The 17,010-nt window shown below is 64.8% G+C and carries 11 protein-coding genes; 9 read left to right on the top strand and 2 right to left on the bottom strand.

What is annotated here, in order from left to right; genetic code table 11:
• Positions 1 to 2: 2 nt before the first annotated feature.
• The 5 genes from B5X73_RS00970 to B5X73_RS00950 all read left to right on the top strand — a co-directional run bounded on the left by B5X73_RS00970 (position 3) and on the right by B5X73_RS00950 (position 8,077).
• The gene (locus B5X73_RS00970; protein WP_079520098.1) at positions 3 to 878 is read left to right on the top strand and encodes a glyoxalase; all 876 of its coding nucleotides are present in this window, start codon (positions 3 to 5) and stop codon (positions 876 to 878) included.
• Positions 879 to 937: 59 nt separating this feature from the next.
• Positions 938 to 2,026: an FUSC family protein gene (locus B5X73_RS00965; protein WP_079520096.1), complete on the top strand. Its 1,089-nt coding sequence runs from the start codon at positions 938 to 940 to the stop codon at positions 2,024 to 2,026.
• A 171-nt stretch (positions 2,027 to 2,197) separates the two neighbouring features.
• Positions 2,198 to 5,650, top strand: a complete 3,453-nt coding sequence (locus tag B5X73_RS00960) for a response regulator (protein WP_079520094.1) — start codon at positions 2,198 to 2,200, stop codon at positions 5,648 to 5,650.
• 14 nt (positions 5,651 to 5,664) lie between these two features.
• Positions 5,665 to 6,495, top strand: coding sequence for a CheR family methyltransferase (locus B5X73_RS00955; RefSeq protein ID WP_079520339.1), 831 nt, complete (start codon positions 5,665 to 5,667; stop codon positions 6,493 to 6,495).
• Positions 6,496 to 6,511: 16 nt separating this feature from the next.
• Positions 6,512 to 8,077 carry a response regulator gene (locus tag B5X73_RS00950; protein ID WP_079520092.1) on the top strand — a complete coding sequence of 522 codons (1,566 nt, stop codon included), beginning with the start codon at positions 6,512 to 6,514 and terminating at the stop codon, positions 8,075 to 8,077.
• A 13-nt stretch (positions 8,078 to 8,090) separates the two neighbouring features.
• On the opposite strand, the gene B5X73_RS00945 is transcribed toward B5X73_RS00950, so the two are convergent.
• Together B5X73_RS00945 and B5X73_RS00940 are read right to left on the bottom strand one after the other, a co-directional pair.
• A complete protein-coding gene (locus B5X73_RS00945; RefSeq protein ID WP_079520090.1) occupies positions 8,091 to 10,463 on the bottom strand; it encodes a TonB-dependent receptor in 2,373 nt (790 codons plus the stop codon).
• A gap of 320 nt (positions 10,464 to 10,783) precedes the next feature.
• Complete coding sequence (locus tag B5X73_RS00940) at positions 10,784 to 11,983, bottom strand: MFS transporter (protein WP_079520088.1); 1,200 nt, start codon at positions 11,981 to 11,983, stop codon at positions 10,784 to 10,786.
• Positions 11,984 to 12,084: 101 nt separating this feature from the next.
• Between B5X73_RS00940 and B5X73_RS00935 the strand changes: the two genes are divergently transcribed.
• The 4 genes from B5X73_RS00935 to B5X73_RS00920 all read left to right on the top strand — a co-directional run bounded on the left by B5X73_RS00935 (position 12,085) and on the right by B5X73_RS00920 (position 16,990).
• Complete coding sequence (locus B5X73_RS00935) at positions 12,085 to 12,669, top strand: TetR/AcrR family transcriptional regulator (RefSeq protein WP_079520086.1); 585 nt, start codon at positions 12,085 to 12,087, stop codon at positions 12,667 to 12,669.
• A gap of 197 nt (positions 12,670 to 12,866) precedes the next feature.
• Positions 12,867 to 14,771: a diguanylate cyclase domain-containing protein gene (locus B5X73_RS00930; RefSeq protein WP_176167673.1), complete on the top strand. Its 1,905-nt coding sequence runs from the start codon at positions 12,867 to 12,869 to the stop codon at positions 14,769 to 14,771.
• A 216-nt stretch (positions 14,772 to 14,987) separates the two neighbouring features.
• Positions 14,988 to 15,392: a hypothetical protein gene (locus B5X73_RS00925; protein ID WP_079520020.1), complete on the top strand. Its 405-nt coding sequence runs from the start codon at positions 14,988 to 14,990 to the stop codon at positions 15,390 to 15,392.
• Between the two features lie 77 nt (positions 15,393 to 15,469).
• Positions 15,470 to 16,990, top strand: coding sequence for an acetyl-CoA hydrolase/transferase family protein (locus tag B5X73_RS00920; protein ID WP_079520338.1), 1,521 nt, complete (start codon positions 15,470 to 15,472; stop codon positions 16,988 to 16,990).
• Positions 16,991 to 17,010 lie beyond the last annotated feature (20 nt).

Raw genomic sequence — 17,010 nt, 5'->3', positions numbered from 1 at the left:
TCATGCGATCACACGTTCTTCTTGCCGCCATGGCGCTGCTCGTCGCGCCAGCCTCGTTCGCCGCGACGCAGGATTTTTCGGTCGGGCCGCAATATGACACGACGCACGTCTATGTGGCCCCTGGCGACGTCGAGGCGTTCGTGCGGAGTTTTGCCGCGACATTCGGCGGTCAGTCCACGCCGCAAGCCGTGGTCACTGTCACTCCGACGCCATCGTCGACGTCATCTCAGCTGGTGAAGAGCCCCGTGGGCGCGATCTCCGTATTCGGCTTCCGCACACCGGTGCCGTATCCGTTCGGGCTGGAGCGCACGGGTTATCTGGTGACCGATCTGGATGAGGCGGTCAGGGCGGCCAACCATGCGGGCGCCGCTACGCTGGTGGCGCCCTTCGACGATCCCATCGGTCGCGACGCGGTGGTGACGTGGCCGGGCGGCGTGAACATGCAGCTCTACTGGCACACGAAGAAATCCGAATACGCCCCACTGGCGCACGTGCCCGAGAACCGCATCTATCTGCCGGTGCAGTCGGCGGACGCTTTCGTCAAGGCGTTCGTCGCTTTCGCCCATGGCAAGGTCGTGTCGGACGAGCGTGCCGCTCCGGTGTCGGATATCGGCGGGAAGAGTGGCATGTTCCGTCGTATCCGTATCGAATCGGGCTACGGCAAGGCGACGGTGCTGGTGACGGATGGGCACCTCGACTGGCCCTATGGCGCGGAAACCACGGGCTACGAGGTCGGCGATCTGGACGCGACGCTGGCACGTGCGCGCGGCAATGGCGTAAAGGTCCTGGTCGACATCCATGCGGAAAGGGATCGTCGCGCCGCGATGCTGCAGTTCCCGGGCGGCTACATCGCGGAAGTGCATAGCGCCGGCAGGTGATCGGGTGCTGGCGCGAAGGGAGTAGCGGCCCTTATCATGGCCGCCCGTATCGACGCAGGATGCCGACGGATATGCCAGCTCCCGATCTATTGCGGTCACATCTGGCGGAGGCATTTCGCTGGTCGGACGACACGCGCCTGGATGGCGGGCGCATCGTTTTCTCGCTGGCATCGATCACGATACCCGTGGTTATCGGCTTCTGGGCCGGGCATCCATCACTGGGTTACGTCATCGGCCTCGGTGCCATGTTGCTGGCGGGTGAGCAGGGCGAACGAGCGGATTGCCATTCGCACACCTTGATCGCATCCCTGGTACCTGTTCTTCTGGCTGTCGCCGCGGCGGCAGGTATCGCTCGGCTGCCCTTCGCCGACGTGTTCATGATCGCGCTCGTGATTCCTGCGGCGACTCTCGTCAACTACAGCCGGCCAGCCGCCGTGGGCGGTATTCGGTTCATTGTGTTTCTGGTTCTGAACCTCGGACTGATCGCCGGGCACGGACCGCAGGGTCGCGGAGCGGCGTTGATGTTCGGAATCGGCGCCTTGTGGCGTCTCGCACTTCGATTGATCGCACGCCATCGACGAATCCCAGCGGAGCTTTCCTCGGACGCCGTTCCCGCGGAGCGTCAGCCGACGTCCAGACAACGGCGTGTCCATCTGGGGCGCATGCTTCGTTCGTGGCAGGGCTGGCAATATCCCGTACGTCTCGGCCTCGGCCTGGCGGCCGCATGCGCCATCCGCGACCGGTGGCCCGGCCACCATTTCGACTGGATGGTGTTGAGTATCGCGTTGCTCACTCCGCGCGCGCTGGAGCATGTGCCCGTCCATATCACACAGCGCGCGGTCGGAACGCTCATCGGCGTTGTGCTCGCCGGCATCGTTCTTTACGTCGCGCCGGGCCATGCGGTGATCGCTGGGCTCGTCTGCCTCTTCGGCACACTGGCGCCGCTCCTGCGCTCCGGTAATTACGCTGCTTACTGCATCTTTGCCACGCCGCTCATTCTGCTGGCGATGGATGCCGATGGGGCGCTCGAACCGGGGACGCTCGTGGACCGGCTGGTGGCGACGCTGGTGGGTTCGTTGATCGTGGTGGGAGCCAATGTGCTGATGGACAGGATGCTGAGGGGCGTAAGGCCTGCCAAGCCTCAATGAACGGTGATGCCATGCCCACCTGATCAGCCGGTGCGTCGCCGTGAAGAGGGTGTGAAAAGACGACGCCCGAACGGCTGGCTATCGAGGCCTTCGGCAACACATGGTGGGCGAGACTGGCGGGACCGTCATGATATCTTAGGCAGCTAACAGGGCGGCTTTGGACAGGGCGGTATGACTTCTCAGGTTTCCGGCGCATCGCGCTCACGCGCGGTGGACCAGCGCACATCGTTGGCACTTAGCGTCGTCATCGTATTTTTCCTCGTGACGGGTCTGCTTGCCTGGCAGAATATCCGGAGCATCCGCGACAACAACGAGAAAGTCATCCACTCCCAGCAGACCGTCACGGGGTTGAGTGAGATCCTTTCCAGCGCGCAGGATGCGGAGACCGGACAGCGTGGATTCCTGCTCACCGGCAACGACCGCTACCTCGAGCCGTATCGCGCGGCTGTCGCGGGCGTGCCCGCCAGACTCGACACGGTGCGCGAAGCCCTCAGCGACAATCCGGCGCAGCTTGCGCGGCTGAAGGAAGTCGGCGCCCGCCTGGGCGACAAGTTCGCGGAACTGAAAACCACGATCGAGCTGCGTCAGACGCAGGGCTTCGATGCGGCCGTGGCGGTGGTCAACAGCGACCGGGGCAAGGCCGCCATGGATGCCATCCGGTCGCAGCTGGGCACCATGCAGACGGAAGAGCTGGCACTGCGCGACAAGCGTGTGGCAGAAATGACCTCCGCGTACAGCAGTGCGCTCACCAGCGGTATTCTCAGCGCGCTGCTCGGCGTCGCGCTGACGGTGGTCGTGGGCGTGCTGATCCGTAATGCCTCGCGGGCGCGTCAGCGCAGTGAGTGGCTGCAGGCCGGCCAGCTGGAACTCGCCAGCGTGATGCGCGGTGACCAGGGCACCGACGAACTGGGTGCGAACGTTCTTGCCTTCCTGGCCCGCTTCCTCAATGCGCAAGCCGGTGCATTGTTCGTCAATGCCTCGACGTTCTTCGAGCGGATCGGTGTGTACGGGCTTGCGCCAGGGCATGACACGGTCGAGCGTTTCCTGCCTACCGAGGGTTTGCTCGGACAGGCGGCGGCGGAACAGCGCATGCTGGTGGTCAATGACGTGCCGGACGGTTATCTCTCCGTCGGCTCGGCACTGGGCAAGGAAAAGCCCCGCCAGCTCGTGATGCTGCCCGTCCTGGTGGACGGTGAGGTCAACGGCGTGCTGGAACTCGGGTTCTTCCGTCCGATCGACGATGACGCGCTGACGTTGCTCGACGAGGTGGCCTCGGACATCGGCGTTGCGCTGCGGTCGGCGACCTATCGCGCCGAGTTGAGCCGCCTGCTCGAAGAAACGCGGCGGCAGTCGGATTCGCTGCAGCATCAGAGCGAAGAGCTGCGCGCGTCCAACGAAGAGCTGGAAGAGCAGAGCCGCGCGCTCAAACAGTCCCAGCACGAGCTCGAACAGCAGCAGGCGGAACTCGAACAGACCAACGCCCACCTCGAAGAGCAAGCCAGCCAGCTCGAAGTGCAGCGCGACGACCTCTACCGCGCCAACGAACAGATCGAAGCCAAGGCGGAGGAAGTCCAGCGTGCCAGCCGCTACAAGTCGGACTTCCTGGCCAACATGTCGCACGAATTGCGGACGCCGCTGAACTCCGCCCTCATCCTGTCCAAGCTGCTCGCGGACAATCCGCGCGGCAATCTGACCGAGGAGCAGGTCAAGTTCGCCCGTACGATCCATTCCTCGGGCAACGACCTGCTCACGCTCATCAACGACATCCTCGACCTCTCGAAGATCGAGGCGGGCCATATCGCCATCCAGCCGGAGCCGTTCGCGGTCGACCGGATGGTCAATGGCCTCATCCCGGGTTTCCAGCCGATCGCCGAGCAGAAGGGCTTGTCCTTCGAAGTGACGATGTCGCCGGATTGCCCGGCTGTGCTGGATACGGATCGTCAGCGCCTGGAGCAGATCCTGCGCAACCTGTTGTCCAATGCGTTCAAGTTCACGGAAGAGGGCGGCGTACGCGTCGACGTATCGGCAGGTACGCAGGGCGATGTCGTCTTCACGGTCAGCGACACCGGTATCGGCATTCCCGTCGAGCAGCAACGGCGTATCTTCGATGCGTTCCAGCAGGCCGATGGCACCATCAGCCGCAAATACGGCGGCACGGGCCTCGGCCTGTCGATCTCGGTCGAGCTTTCGCGGCTTCTGGGCGGCGGCATCACCGTGGAGAGCGAAGTCGGGCAGGGCAGCACATTCATCCTGACCCTGCCACTCAGCATCGCCGATGCCGGTGTCGACGCCGTCGCCAGCAGCGCGCCACCGGCGCGTCCTCGCATCGCCGCGTCGGGCCAGGGTCATGCGCCGCCGCCTCGTGTCGAAACCCCCGCTCCCGCGCCGACCATCGTTCCGCGCATCCCCGACGATCGCGAAGACGAGGCCGATAACCGCCGCGTCATCCTGGTCATCGAAGACGACGAGGCCTTCGCGAGGATCGTGCTGGATCTGGTTCGCGAGATGAACTTCCGCGGTTTGGTGGCCACCAGCGCGCAGGAAGCGCTGGCGCTGGCGAGGAAGTTCCTCCCGCATGCCATCGTGCTGGACGTCGGCCTGCCGGATCAGTCGGGCCTCTCCGTGCTCGATATCCTCAAGCGCGACGTGCGCACGCGCCATATTCCGATCCATGTCGTGTCCGCGGAGGACCATTCCCACGCGGCGTTGTCGATGGGCGCCATCGGCTACCTGATCAAGCCGGTGCGCCGCCCCCAGCTGGTCGAAGTCCTGGACAAGCTGGACGCCCGTCTGTCTCGCGACGTGCGACGTGTCCTCGTGGTCGAGGACGACGACGTGCAGCGCGACGCCATCCGCAGTCTGCTTTCGACGGCGGACGTCGAAACCGTGGACGCGGGCACGGCGGCCGAATGCCTGGAGCTGCTCAAGAGCCAGACCTTCGACTGCATGGTGCTCGACCTCTCCCTGCCGGACGCGTCGGGTCTGGCCTTGCTGGAAACGCTCAGCGCCGAAGGCATCTACGCCTTCCCGCCGGTCATCGTCTATACCGGGCGCGACCTCACGGCGGAAGAAGAGTCGCGCCTGCGCGTCTATTCCCGCTCGATCATCATCAAGGGCGCCAAATCGCCCGAGCGTCTGCTCGACGAGGTGTCGCTGTTCCTGCACCAGGTCGTGACCGATCTGCCGGCCGAGCACCAGCGCATGATCCAGGAAGCCCAGCACCGCGACGCCGTGCTGGAAGGCCGCCGCATTCTGGTCGTTGAGGACGACGTTCGTAACGTCTACGCGCTGATCAATATCCTCGAGCCGCGCGGATGCGTCCTCACGGTCGCACGCAACGGCAAGGAGGCGATCGAGGCGCTGAACAAGGCGGCGGATGTCGACGGACAGCCGATGGACCTCGTGCTGATGGACGTGATGATGCCGGTCATGGATGGCCTGACCGCGACGCGTCATATCCGTAGCGACTTCCGCTGGAAGAAGCTGCCGATCATCACCCTGACCGCCAAGGCGATGCCGGACGATCAGGAAACCTGCCTGGCGGCGGGGGCCAGCGACTACATGGCCAAGCCGCTCGACGTCGACAAGCTCCTGTCTCTGGTCCGTGTGTGGCTGGCGCGATGATTTCGCCCGTGGAAATGACCGATCGCGTCGAGGCGATCGAGATCGACCTTCTGCTGGAGGCGCTGTACCAGCGCTTTCACTACGATTTTCGCGGTTACTCCAAGGCGTCGGTCAAGCGGCGCCTGAAGCAGCTACGCGAAAGGCTGAGCTATCGCACCTATTCGGCGATGCTGGAAGGCCTGCTTCACGACCCCTCGGTCGTGCCGCAGGTGATCAGCTACCTCACCGTCCAGGTCAGCGAGATGTTCCGCGATCCGTCGTACTTCCGCGCGCTGCGGGAGCATGTCGTGCCGCACCTGCGTACCTATCCCTCGCTGAAAGTCTGGGTCGCCGGCTGCAGCAGCGGTGAAGAACTTTACTCGCTGGCCATCCTGTTCCGGGAAGAAGGGCTCGAGCAGCGCACGATGTTCTATGCGACCGATATCAATCCGGGTGCCCTGGAGGCCGCGTCGGCCGGCGTCTACAACCTGGACCGGATTCGCGGGTTTACCGAGAACCACCAGCAATCGGGCGGCCGGTCCTCGCTGTCCGACTACTACACGACCGGATACGGCAAGGCGACGTTCGATCGCAGCCTGCGCGAACGCGTGGTGTTCTCGGACCACAGCCTGGTCACCGATGCGGTCTTCGGGGAGATGCACCTCATCTCGTGCCGCAACGTGCTCATCTATTTCGACAACACGCTTCAGGATCGTACGCTGAAGTTATTCAACGACTCCCTCATTCGCAGGGGATTCCTGGGGCTCGGGTCCAAGGAGAGCATCCGTTTCTCCAGTCAGGCCGCGGCGTTCCAGGATTTCGTGCAGGGCGAGAGGATTTACCAGAAGACTTCCGACGATGCTTAAAGACACAAGTACCGCTATGAGCCCGGTTTATTTCCTGCTCGTCGACGACCTCGAGGACAATCTCCTCTCGCTGGAAGCGCTGCTTCGGCGCGAAAACCTCGTCCTGCTCAAGGCGCGGTCCGGCGAGGAAGCACTTGAGCTTCTGCTGGTTCACGACGTGGCGCTGGGCCTGCTCGACGTACAGATGCCCGGCATGGATGGTTTCGAGCTTGCCGAGCTGATGCGCGGCAACGACCGCACGCGGCATGTGCCGATCATCTTCCTGACGGCGAGTACGGCGGACAACCAGAGAAAGTTTCGTGGATACGAGGCCGGTGCGGTCGATTTCATCCAGAAGCCGATCGAGTGGGACATCCTGCGCAGCAAGGCCAACGTGTTCTTCGATCTCTACCGTCAGAAGCAGCAGATCGCCGACCAGCGCGACCGGCTCGAAGCCTACGCCGAGACCCTGACGCGTTCGGACCGCTACAAGGATCAGTTCCTGGCGATCCTGGCGCACGAGCTGCGCAATCCGCTGACCCCCTTGCGCATGGGACTCGACGTGCTTCGTGGGCATCCCGCGCGGGAGCGCACCGAACAGATTCACGGCGTGATGGATCGGCAGCTGGTGCATCTCGTACGGCTGGTCGACGACCTGCTCGACGTATCCCGCGTGAGCCAGGGGAAGATCGCGCTGCAGCGGACGAAAGTGCGGATCGCCGACATTGTCGAGGCCGCGCTCGAGGCAAGTCAGCCCTTCGTGGATGGGGGCAAGCACGCCCTGCGGGTCGACGTCGCCGATACCCCCATGTGGATCGACGGCGACAAGACGCGACTGACCCAGATCGTCGGCAATCTGCTAAACAATGCGGCCAAGTACACGCCGACCGGCGGCTCGCTCGCCGTGGATGCCACCCGTGAGGGTGACGAGGCGGTGATCGTGGTGTCCGACAACGGCATGGGCATCCCTCCGGCCATGCAGGCGAATATCTTCGAGCTCTTTACACAGGTCGGTGAGCACCTGACCCGTTCACAGGGCGGGCTCGGTATCGGCCTTGCGCTGGTGAAGCAGCTGGTCGGCATGCACGAGGGATCGATCTCGGTCAGTAGCGAAGGCGAGAACCAGGGCAGTCGCTTCACCGTTCGCCTGCCGCTTCTGCCGCTCGAGCAGCCGGCTGACCGCGTCTTGTCGTCGGACGACCGGGGCGCGAACGACGAGCGCCTCAAGGTTCTCGTCATCGACGACAACGTGGATGTCGCCGAGACGATCGGCTGGTTGCTTCAGGAGATGGGCCACGAACACCATGTGGTGCTGGACGCACGGCTGGCCCTCGACGCGGCGCATGCGTTTCAGCCCGACGTGGTCCTGCTGGACGTCGGCATGCCGACGATGAGCGGCTACGACGTCTGCCGCGCGTTCCGTCAGGATGCCTTGCTGAAGCACCTTCCGATCATTGCCCAGACGGGCTGGGGGCAGGCCAACGACAAGGCGGCTACCGCCGAAGCCGGCTTCAACCACCACCTCGTCAAGCCGGTCGGCGCCGTCGATTTGCGGGATGCACTCGCGCTGGTGACCGACCCGTTCCGGAGCGCCGTGGTGTAGGCCTGGAAAACGTTCACCAGCGATACGCGACACGCGTGTACAGATACCGACCGCTGTAACCGAACGGCGAGTAATCGGGATACGGCCAGGTGCCTCCCACGGCACCGTCGCTGCCGCTCTTGTATTTCCGCGGGTAGACGTTGGTAAGGTTGTCGACGCCTGCGGTGAAGGTCCATCCATGCGTCGCGTAGCTCGTGGAGAGATCGAGCAGCCAGCGCGCCGGAAACACCTGGTCGAATCCGGGGTTGCTCACCGGATCCTGGTTGACGGCGAACTGGCCGTAGCGGGTGAGCGCGCTGTGGACGCTCCATTTACCCAGCGCGTAGTCGGCGCCAAGGGCGATCTTGTCGCGTGGCGCGCCGTTGGTGATGTAGCCCTGCGCGATGTGCCCGACGCGCACCAGTTCCAGCCCGCTCTCGGCCAGCGACGCGGGATTCGGCGCCACGGACAGGATCGAAGTGTGGTTGCGGTTGTAAGCCGCCGTGAGCTGCAGCTTGCCCGCGTTGCCGAAGTCGATGCGATAGCCGCTGCTCAGGTCGATGCCCCGGGTGCGCGTCTTCAGGGCATTGGTGAAGTAGCTCCCGCCCTGGATGTTGGCGAAACCTTGTCCCTCCAGGTATGCCTGCACCGGGTCGCCGACGAGGTTCTCCGACGGCACGATGCGGTTACCGATGGTGATCTGGTACAGGTCGAGTGACAGCGTCCAGGCCCCCGGCGCATACACGGCACCCAGCGTGTAGTTATGCGACTTCTCCGGCTTCAGTGGCTCGGCGCCCAGGGCGCGCGCCACCGGGTCGCTCACCGCGAAGTTTCGGATCTGCGTCGGCACACCGCCGATCACATTGGTCGACGTGGTGGTGTAGTACTGCTGAGGAAGCGATGGGGCGCGGAAGCCGGTCGCCGCCGTGCCGCGCAGCGCGAAGCTGTCCGTGAAGTCGTATCGCGCGGACAGCGTTCCCGATGTGGTATTGCCGAAGTCGCTGTAATCCTCGTGCCGGATCGCCAGCGAACCGCTCAGCTTGTCGGTAATCTGATTCTCCAGGCTGACGTATTCGGCCACGTCGTGACGGCTGTGCTGTCCCGCATCGGCGGGCTGGAAGCCGGGGAAGCCTTGCGAGCCCGTGCCAAAGTACGACGCCGGGTCGCCAGCCTCGATCTCATATTGCTGATGCAGATACTCGAGCCCGAAGGCGAGTGTCACGGGACTATTGAGCCAGCTCACGTCGAGGTCGCGGGCGATGTCGACGTCGAAGGCTTTCTGAGTGGCAATCAGGCGACCTGCGTTGGAGCGGGTGGGGCTCGCGGCACCGAGGTCGACGTTGAGCGTGTGGATCGGGTCGATACTGACGCGGTCGCGTCCGTAGTTGCCGCTGATATCCCAGCGCCATCCACTCGCGGTGGTGCCGCGCACGCCGGCGACGACGGCGCTGTCGATCGAGCGGACATCGTTGAGCGGGAGGTAGCCGTTGGGGTAGATGGAGGGTACGTTGCGTGCGCTGTCGTAGGTGCGGAACAGGGCAGGTGAGGTACCTTCGCGGCTGCTGGTACTGGCGAAGGCGTAGAAGTCGATGTCCGACGCCAGGGCGTACTGCACGTTGAGCAGCGCCTGATGGGTGCTGATGTCCGGCTCGCCGATGCGCTGCGTCTGCTGCCCGTAAACAGGCGAAGAAGGATCGCGATAGTCGCGGCCGCCACGATTCGTGGCGTCAGCGTGCCCCTGCACGACGCTCAGGCGAGCGAAGCCTTTGTCACCGCCCAGCGGCACGCCAAGGCTTGCCTCACCTTGCCACTGCCTGCCGTCGCCGGCGCTCGATCGTCCCGCGGTGATGCTCGCTTCGTTGGTGCCGTCGCCCGCGGCGCCCTTCAGCACGATGTTGATGACGCCAGCGATGGCGTCCGATCCGTACTGAGCGGACGCACCGTCACGCAGTACTTCGATGTGATCGATCGCCGAGATCGGTATCGAGTTGAGATCGGCCGGTGCCGAGCCACGACCGAGCGCACCCTGCAGATTGAGCAATGCGCTCGTGTGCCAGCGCTTGCCGTTGACGAGCACCAGGGTCTCGTCGGGTGAGAGACCGCGCAGCGCCGCGGGGCGCACGATGCCGGAGCCGTCGTTGCCCGGCGCACGCGGGAAGTTGAGCGACGGAGCGAGGCGCGACAGCACCGCGCCGAGCTGCGTATCGCCGAAGGATTGCAAGTCCTGCGCCGACACCACGTCGATCGGCGAGAGCGAACTGCTCTGGCTCCGGTTGACCGAGCGGGTGCCGGTCACGACCACGGTCTGCAGCCTGGCGGCGTCTTCCTGCGCTTCGGAAACGGGAACGTAAAGACTGGCTGCGATGACGACGGACAGCGACAGGCGCGCGGGCAGGGCATGCCTCATGAATGAATTCCTGGATTTTACGGACGGCGACACGTCAACGCGGCGGCAGGCCGCGCGTGGCACAGTGGGGGCGATCGGAGGGGGTGGGTCCGCCGGTCAGGCGGAAGCGCGCAGGGGCGCTACAGGATCAGGCGAGGCGACAACAGCAACACGCACCGATCGACGTGGCGATCGGGTGAGGCGTGTGGGTTGACTGCGGCATGATCAAGATGGGTTTACCTCGAAGGACGTCCAGAAGTCTGGGCGTTTAGAAGTCCGAATGGTGAACCCATGCTGGTGCAGTGCGTTTCGAATGTCAACCAGCCGCAAACGGCGGAGCTTCAGCCGGGGCTGGGTGCGCGAACGTGGCGGCGTTGCAGCACGATCCAGCCGATAGCGGCGGTCGTGAGTACGAGGATGGTCGCGCTGTACAGGTTGACCGCGGCAATCAGTCCTTCGTGCTGCACGACGAAACCCAGAGCGATGGCGGGTGCGCTGAATGACAGGTAGCTCTCGATATAGAACACGCCCATGAGGTGGCTGCGCTCATGCGGCGCGGCGAGGGGGAGTACGGTGCGCAACGAGCCCAGGAAGGCGCTGCCGAATCCCGCGCCCGCCAGCACCGAGCCCGTGAGCAGACCGGTCGTGCTTCCGTGTACCGCCGCCCAGCGGATGCACGCCGTGCCGGCGGCAAGCAACGTGGCACCGGCAAGCAAGGCATGCAGTGCGTGCCGCTTCATCGCCAGCCATACGGCGGCCGCACCGGTCAGCGTCAGCAGGGCCACGCTCGCGCCGCCGAGCCACAGCGAGGAAGAATGCGATGCCTGCGCGATCAGCGTCGGCATGAGTGAGAGGTAGAACGCGCCAAGCATCCACAGCGCGATGTTCAGGGGCGATACCGCCAGCAGGGCCGCCCGTGCGCTGGGCGGCACGCTGACTCTGGGGCGCAGGCTGGCAAGAACGCCTGGCCGCCGCACGACCGTTTCGGGGGTGCGCCACGTGAGTACCGCGCAGAGGATCAGGAGCAAACCCATCACGGCATAGACCAACGACAGGGGCGCGGGGGCCAGCTGGGCGAGGGCGGTGCTGCCCAGCGCGCCCGCGGCGAGGCCGACCAGGGGAGCGATGCTGTTGAGATCCGGGCCGCGTCTGGGATCCGTGTCCATCAGAGCCGCGCCGAGCGTGCTGGCGGCGAGGCCGGTCGCCGCGCCCTGGACCGCCCGCGCGAGCAGCAGGGCGGGCGCCGAACCGGCGATGATGAAGAGCAGCATGGATAGCAATTCCAGTGCGATCGCCATGCCAATGACCGGGCGCCGCCCCAGATGATCGGACAGCCGGGCCCCGGTCAACAGCGCCGCCAGCAAGGCGATCGCGTACATGGCGAACACGGCGGTGAGCCAGGTCGCGGAGAAGTGCCAGATCTGCTGGTAGACGCGATACAGCGGCGTGGGCGCCGAGGACGCCGCGAAAAACACGAGCAGGGTCAGGCCATGGGTCAGCAGCGCACCGGTCGTGCTGGGTGTCGTACGGGGCGAGGACATGCGATACTTTCCACTAAAGCTAAGAATATGCATTAGTAAGCTACCCCTCCTTTCTCACTAAAGCAAATAAATTGCGTTAGTGCTGACAGCTTGTAATACCTATGACCGACGTTTCAGACATACCCGACCCCGCGTCCCGCCCCGGTCCTCGTCCGGGCGGCCGCAGCGCGCGCATCCAGGCCGCCGTCCATGCGGCGGTGCGCGAGCTGCAGGACGATGCGGGCCGCGAAGGTCTCACGGTTCCCGCGATCGCATCGCGCGCCGGGGTGACCGCGTCGACGATCTACCGCCGCTGGGGCGACCTCGGACGGCTTCTTGCCGACGTGGCGGTCGAACAGCTGTGGCCCGAAACACCGCCGGCCGACGAGGGATCGTTCGAGGCGGACCTTCGTGCGTGGCTGGAGCAGTACGTCGACGAGATGACGTCGGTGCCGGGACGAGCGATGCTCCGCGACCTGCTCGGTACACAGGATCACGCGATGGCAGGGAAGTGCCTGACCTTCTGCACGCAGCAGATCGACGTGATCCGCGAGCGAGCGCTCGATCGTGGCGAACATCCCGTCCCCACCATCGACATCATCGACGGGGTCATCGCCCCGGTGATGTTTCGTATCGTTTTCGCGAACGCGACGCCCGTCCCGGAGGACGTCGACCGCTGGACGCGGACGGCGCTTCAGCCGCGATGACCGTTATCGTCGGCAAGCGCAGCGGATATCCATTCCTGGCGTGAGCCCCTGCGGTCGTGCGCCTGACCGCCAATTTATCGCCGCCGGGCGTGGCACCGAATTTGCTTCACGCTGGCATGGCCCCAACGCATCCCCGTCCAGCGATACCCGAACCGCGCCCGCAGCGCCTGAGCCGTCTTGTCGACCGTGCGCTTCGGATGGGCGCCGCGCTGATCGGACTGCTCATCGTCTGCGGGGTGGCGACGACAGGCGCCTTGCTGATCGCGCAGGGCAGAGTGGCTCACAGTTACGACGTGCTGCATGAAACCTCGCTGGTGCGCGAAGACGTCCAGGCGCTGCGGCTCCGGGTGGGCATTTTTATCGTCCGCGGCGATCGCGCGTCGCGTGACGATGTCGCCGCCTCCATACGCTCCGCCCGTGCGCGACTGGCGTCCCTGCGCGCCCTCGTGGGTTCGAACCAGCCGCAAAAGCCGCTGCTCGATCAGCTTGCCGGTGCCTTTGAAGAGCGTGTGCGCAGCTCGACCAGGCTGATGTCGACGGCCGACTTTTCCGCGGCGATCGAAAGTCGCGCCCGGGCGATGACGGAGCCGGCGTATCAGGTCGTCAATGCCCGCCTCATGGATTCGATCGACCGGATGGAACGGGCTGAAGAACTGTTGCTGGCGGAACGGCGATCGCGTCAGAGCGGCATCCTCCTCGTGCTCGGTATCGCCCTGGGTGGTCTGGTTTTCTGGGCGGTGGCGATCCTTGCCAGGTTGCGTCGGGCCGCGCACGACCTGATCGGCGAACTCTCCGCGGCCTATCGCGACACGGCATTGAGCAAGGCCGAACTGGAGGCGTTCATCGATGCGTCGCCACTGGGCCTGTTTCACCTCGACGAGAGAGGCTTGCCGACGTACTTCAACGCCGAAGCCATCCGGATGGGTGAACTGGTGACCGAGGGTGGCAGCGTGGCGGACTGGCTGGCCAGTGTGCATCCCGAGGATAGTGATGCCCTGAACAGTGCATGGCACCGGCTGCTACGCACCAACGAAAGTCTCGAGGAGATGTTCCGGCTGGTCCGCAAGGATGGCTCGCCGGTCTGGGTCGAATCGCATCTGGCGCCGGTACTGGTCGAAAACCGTACCACGGGTTTTGTCGGTGTCTGCCGTGACCTGTCGGAGCGCAAGGCGCTGGAAGAAAATCTTTTCGCCGCCAAGGAGGCCGCGCAGGTCACTCTCGAATCGATCGGTGACGCGGTGATCGCGACCGATGCGGAAGGCGTGATCACCTTTCTGAATCCGCGCGCCGCCGTCTTGCTCGAAACCGAAGCGCAACGGGGCGTCGGCATGCCCGTGGACGAACTGCTGCAGCTCGTCGACGAGGATGGCGAGGCCAGTCCCACGTCGCTGCTCCGGGCGATCGCGGAAAACCGTACGATCGATGTGATCAAGCCGAGGCGCCTTGTCCTGTCGGATGGCACGCGACTCGATATCGAAGACGTCGCCGCGCCCATCCGCAATCGTCAGGGCACGGTCATCGGTGGCGTTCTCGTCTTGCGCGATGTGAGCATCGCGCAGGCCATCGCCGAACGCATGCGTCACCTCGCGGAATACGACGTTCTGACAGATCTTCCCAACCGGCTGCTGTTCGAAGACCGGGCCCGCCAGGCCCTGCATGCGGCCATTCGTCATCGTGCGCGTGTCGGCCTGTTGTATATCGACCTGGACGGCTTCAAGCAGGTCAATGACACGCATGGTCACGGTGCGGGAGACGAACTCCTCCGGCAGGTGGCTGCATGCCTGGAAAGTACCGTGCGCCTTACCGATACCGTATGCCGGATCGGTGGCGACGAGTTTGTCGTGCTCATGCCTGAGGTGAGTGACGGCGAGGGAGCGATGAACCTGGCGGAGAAGATCGTCGCCGCCGCGCAGGGACGCTTCAGCTGGCATGGCGAGCCACTGGACGTGACGTTCAGCGTCGGTGCCGCGCTTTATCCGGACCACGCGACGGACGTCGTTGCGCTCATGCGGCAGGCCGACCACGCCCTGTATCGCGCGAAACAGTCCGGGCGCAATCGCGCGCTCATGGCGCCGGAAGCGGCGAATAGCGTCTCAGTCTGACTCGCGCCAATCCGCCCGGCCGGATGCTTGCGGGTCGCGGTCCGACGGGCGCATTCCCCCTGCTGGTTAAAATGTGACGAACTTGGCTATTTGTTGACCAAGCCTGCCGCGTCTTCACATTCAACTCGTTGATTTTATGGTCGTGCAATATCGGCACGGCTCTTGCTTCTTCACGGTACCGGCCCTCTTGCCGGCGTCTGAATCGGGAGTCGGGACATGTTGGTGCTGCGTGAGCTTGCGGAACGTCTGGTCTGGCGCGTAACGCTGAATCGTCGTCTGGGTGAAGTCTTCGCTCTGCCGGGTGGCGCGTCGCTGGCGAGCCGTTCGGCACCCTGGATTACCGAAGCCTCCTGGTGGGGTAACCATGACGCCGGCGCCGAGGCTTCCGCCTTGTTCGCGGCCATGCACCGTGACGACACGCTCGAAGCCGCCTTCCGTGCTCACCGCCTGCAGCGTGCCGGCCGCCTGAGCGGTATGCCTGGCGTCACCATGCATGCCGAGGCACTCGAGATCGCCCTGGTGTCGAACGCTTCGTGCGGAACGGCGTCGGTGTGCAGTGCGTCGATCCAGCTGGTCCGGTCGCTGACGGATGAGGGCGTGCTGCTGACGTCGCAGCCGTAACGCGCGAGGCGCCTGAGCTGCTCGTTGCGCGTTGCGCGGCACGTATAATGGGCGGTCCCCACAACCAAGCCGCCCTCATGTCCGCCGAGCGAATTCGTCATCCTCTTCTGCGCGATCGTGTCGTTTCCGCCGAAGCCGCGGCCGCGCTGATCCAGCCGGGCGAAACGGTGGCGATGAGTGGTTTCACCGGCTCGGGATACCCGAAGTCGGTGCCGATGGAGCTGGCGAAGCGGATCGACGCGGCACATGGCCGGGGCGAATCGTTCCGCATCAAGCTGATGACGGGTGCATCCACGGCGCCGGAGCTCGACGGCGCGTTGGCCAAGGCGGACGGCATCGCGCTGCGCATGCCTTTCCAGACCGATCCCGACGCCCGTCAGCGTATCAACGCGGGCACGCTCGATTACATCGACATCCATCTCAGTCACGTGGCCCAGCACGTATGGTTCGGCTTCTACGGCGAGATCGATACCGCGGTGGTGGAGGTGGCCGGCATTCGCGAGGACGGCAGCCTGATTCCCTCGACATCGGTCGGCAATAACAAGACCTGGCTCGACCTCGCCCGCAAGGTGATCATCGAGGTCAACGAGTGGCAACCGGAAGGCATCGACGGCATGCACGATGTCTATTACGGCACGGCCTTGCCGCCCAACCGCAAGCCGATTCCGCTGGTGCACGCCGACGATCGCATCGGTGTGCCGTCGCTGCACTGCGACCCCGACAAGATCGTCGCCATCGTGCGGACCAACGGCCCCGACCGGAACAGTCCGTTTGCCGCTGCCGACGAGTGCAGCCAGCGGATTGCCGGGCATCTCATCGAATTCCTCCAGCACGAAGTGGCGAAGGGCAGGCTTCCCGCCAACCTGCTGCCGCTGCAGTCGGGTGTGGGCAATATCCCGAATGCGGTACTGGCCGGGCTCGCCAGCAGCGGATTCCGCGACCTCACCGCCTTCACCGAAGTCATCCAGGATGGCATGCTCGACCTGCTGCGCAGTGGTGTGCTCAAGGTGGCGTCGTGCACCGGTTTCGCGCTGAGTCCTCAGGCCAACGAAGAGTTCAAGCGCAACATCGATTTCTACCGTGAGCGCATCATCATGCGCACGCAGGAGATCTCGAATCATCCCGAGCTGGTGCGCCGACTCGGCTGCATCGGCATGAACGGGATGATCGAAGCCGACCTCTACGGCAACGTCAACTCCACGCACGTCATGGGCAGCCGCATCATGAACGGCATCGGCGGATCGGGCGACTTCGCCCGCAACGGTTTTCTGTCGATCTTCCTCAGCCCGAGCACGGCGAAGAACGGAAGCATTTCGTCGATCGTGCCGATGGTCAGCCACGTCGACCACACCGAGCACGACGTTTCGATCATCGTGACCGAGCACGGTCTGGCCGATCTGCGCGGACTTCCTCCCCGGCACCGTGCGCGACAGCTGATCGATCGTTGCGTGCATCCGGACTATCGTGCGCAGCTCGAGGATTACTTCGACCGCGCCTCCCGTGACAGCTACGGCAAGCACACGCCGCATCTGTTGCCCGAGGCGTTGTCATGGCACCAGCGCTGGCTCGACACCGGGAGCATGCGCAGCGCGGTGTGAACCGGCGGCGCGGCGCGGGG

Source organism: Luteibacter sp. 22Crub2.1 (assembly GCF_900167995.1).
Classification (GTDB): domain Bacteria; phylum Pseudomonadota; class Gammaproteobacteria; order Xanthomonadales; family Rhodanobacteraceae; genus Luteibacter; species Luteibacter mycovicinus.
The sequence above is the reverse complement of the archived record's forward strand: the minus strand, read 5'-3'. Positions and strand labels throughout refer to the sequence as shown.

Excerpts from the sequence above, each read along its gene's own strand:
- B5X73_RS00970 (WP_079520098.1), top strand. The coding sequence starts at position 3 with ATGCGATCACACGTTCTTCTTGCCGCCATGGCGCTGCTCGTCGCGCCA.
- B5X73_RS00965 (WP_079520096.1), top strand. The coding sequence starts at position 938 with ATGCCGACGGATATGCCAGCTCCCGATCTATTGCGGTCACATCTGGCG.
- B5X73_RS00940 (WP_079520088.1), bottom strand. The coding sequence starts at position 11,983 with ATGTCCTCGCCCCGTACGACACCCAGCACGACCGGTGCGCTGCTGACC.
- B5X73_RS00935 (WP_079520086.1), top strand. The coding sequence starts at position 12,085 with ATGACCGACGTTTCAGACATACCCGACCCCGCGTCCCGCCCCGGTCCT.
- B5X73_RS00945 (WP_079520090.1), bottom strand. The coding sequence starts at position 10,463 with ATGAGGCATGCCCTGCCCGCGCGCCTGTCGCTGTCCGTCGTCATCGCA.
- B5X73_RS00960 (WP_079520094.1), top strand. The coding sequence starts at position 2,198 with ATGACTTCTCAGGTTTCCGGCGCATCGCGCTCACGCGCGGTGGACCAG.
- B5X73_RS00950 (WP_079520092.1), top strand. The coding sequence starts at position 6,512 with ATGAGCCCGGTTTATTTCCTGCTCGTCGACGACCTCGAGGACAATCTC.
- B5X73_RS00955 (WP_079520339.1), top strand. The coding sequence starts at position 5,665 with ATGACCGATCGCGTCGAGGCGATCGAGATCGACCTTCTGCTGGAGGCG.
- B5X73_RS00925 (WP_079520020.1), top strand. The coding sequence starts at position 14,988 with ATGTTGGTGCTGCGTGAGCTTGCGGAACGTCTGGTCTGGCGCGTAACG.
- B5X73_RS00920 (WP_079520338.1), top strand. The coding sequence starts at position 15,470 with ATGTCCGCCGAGCGAATTCGTCATCCTCTTCTGCGCGATCGTGTCGTT.
- B5X73_RS00930 (WP_176167673.1), top strand. The coding sequence starts at position 12,867 with ATGGGCGCCGCGCTGATCGGACTGCTCATCGTCTGCGGGGTGGCGACG.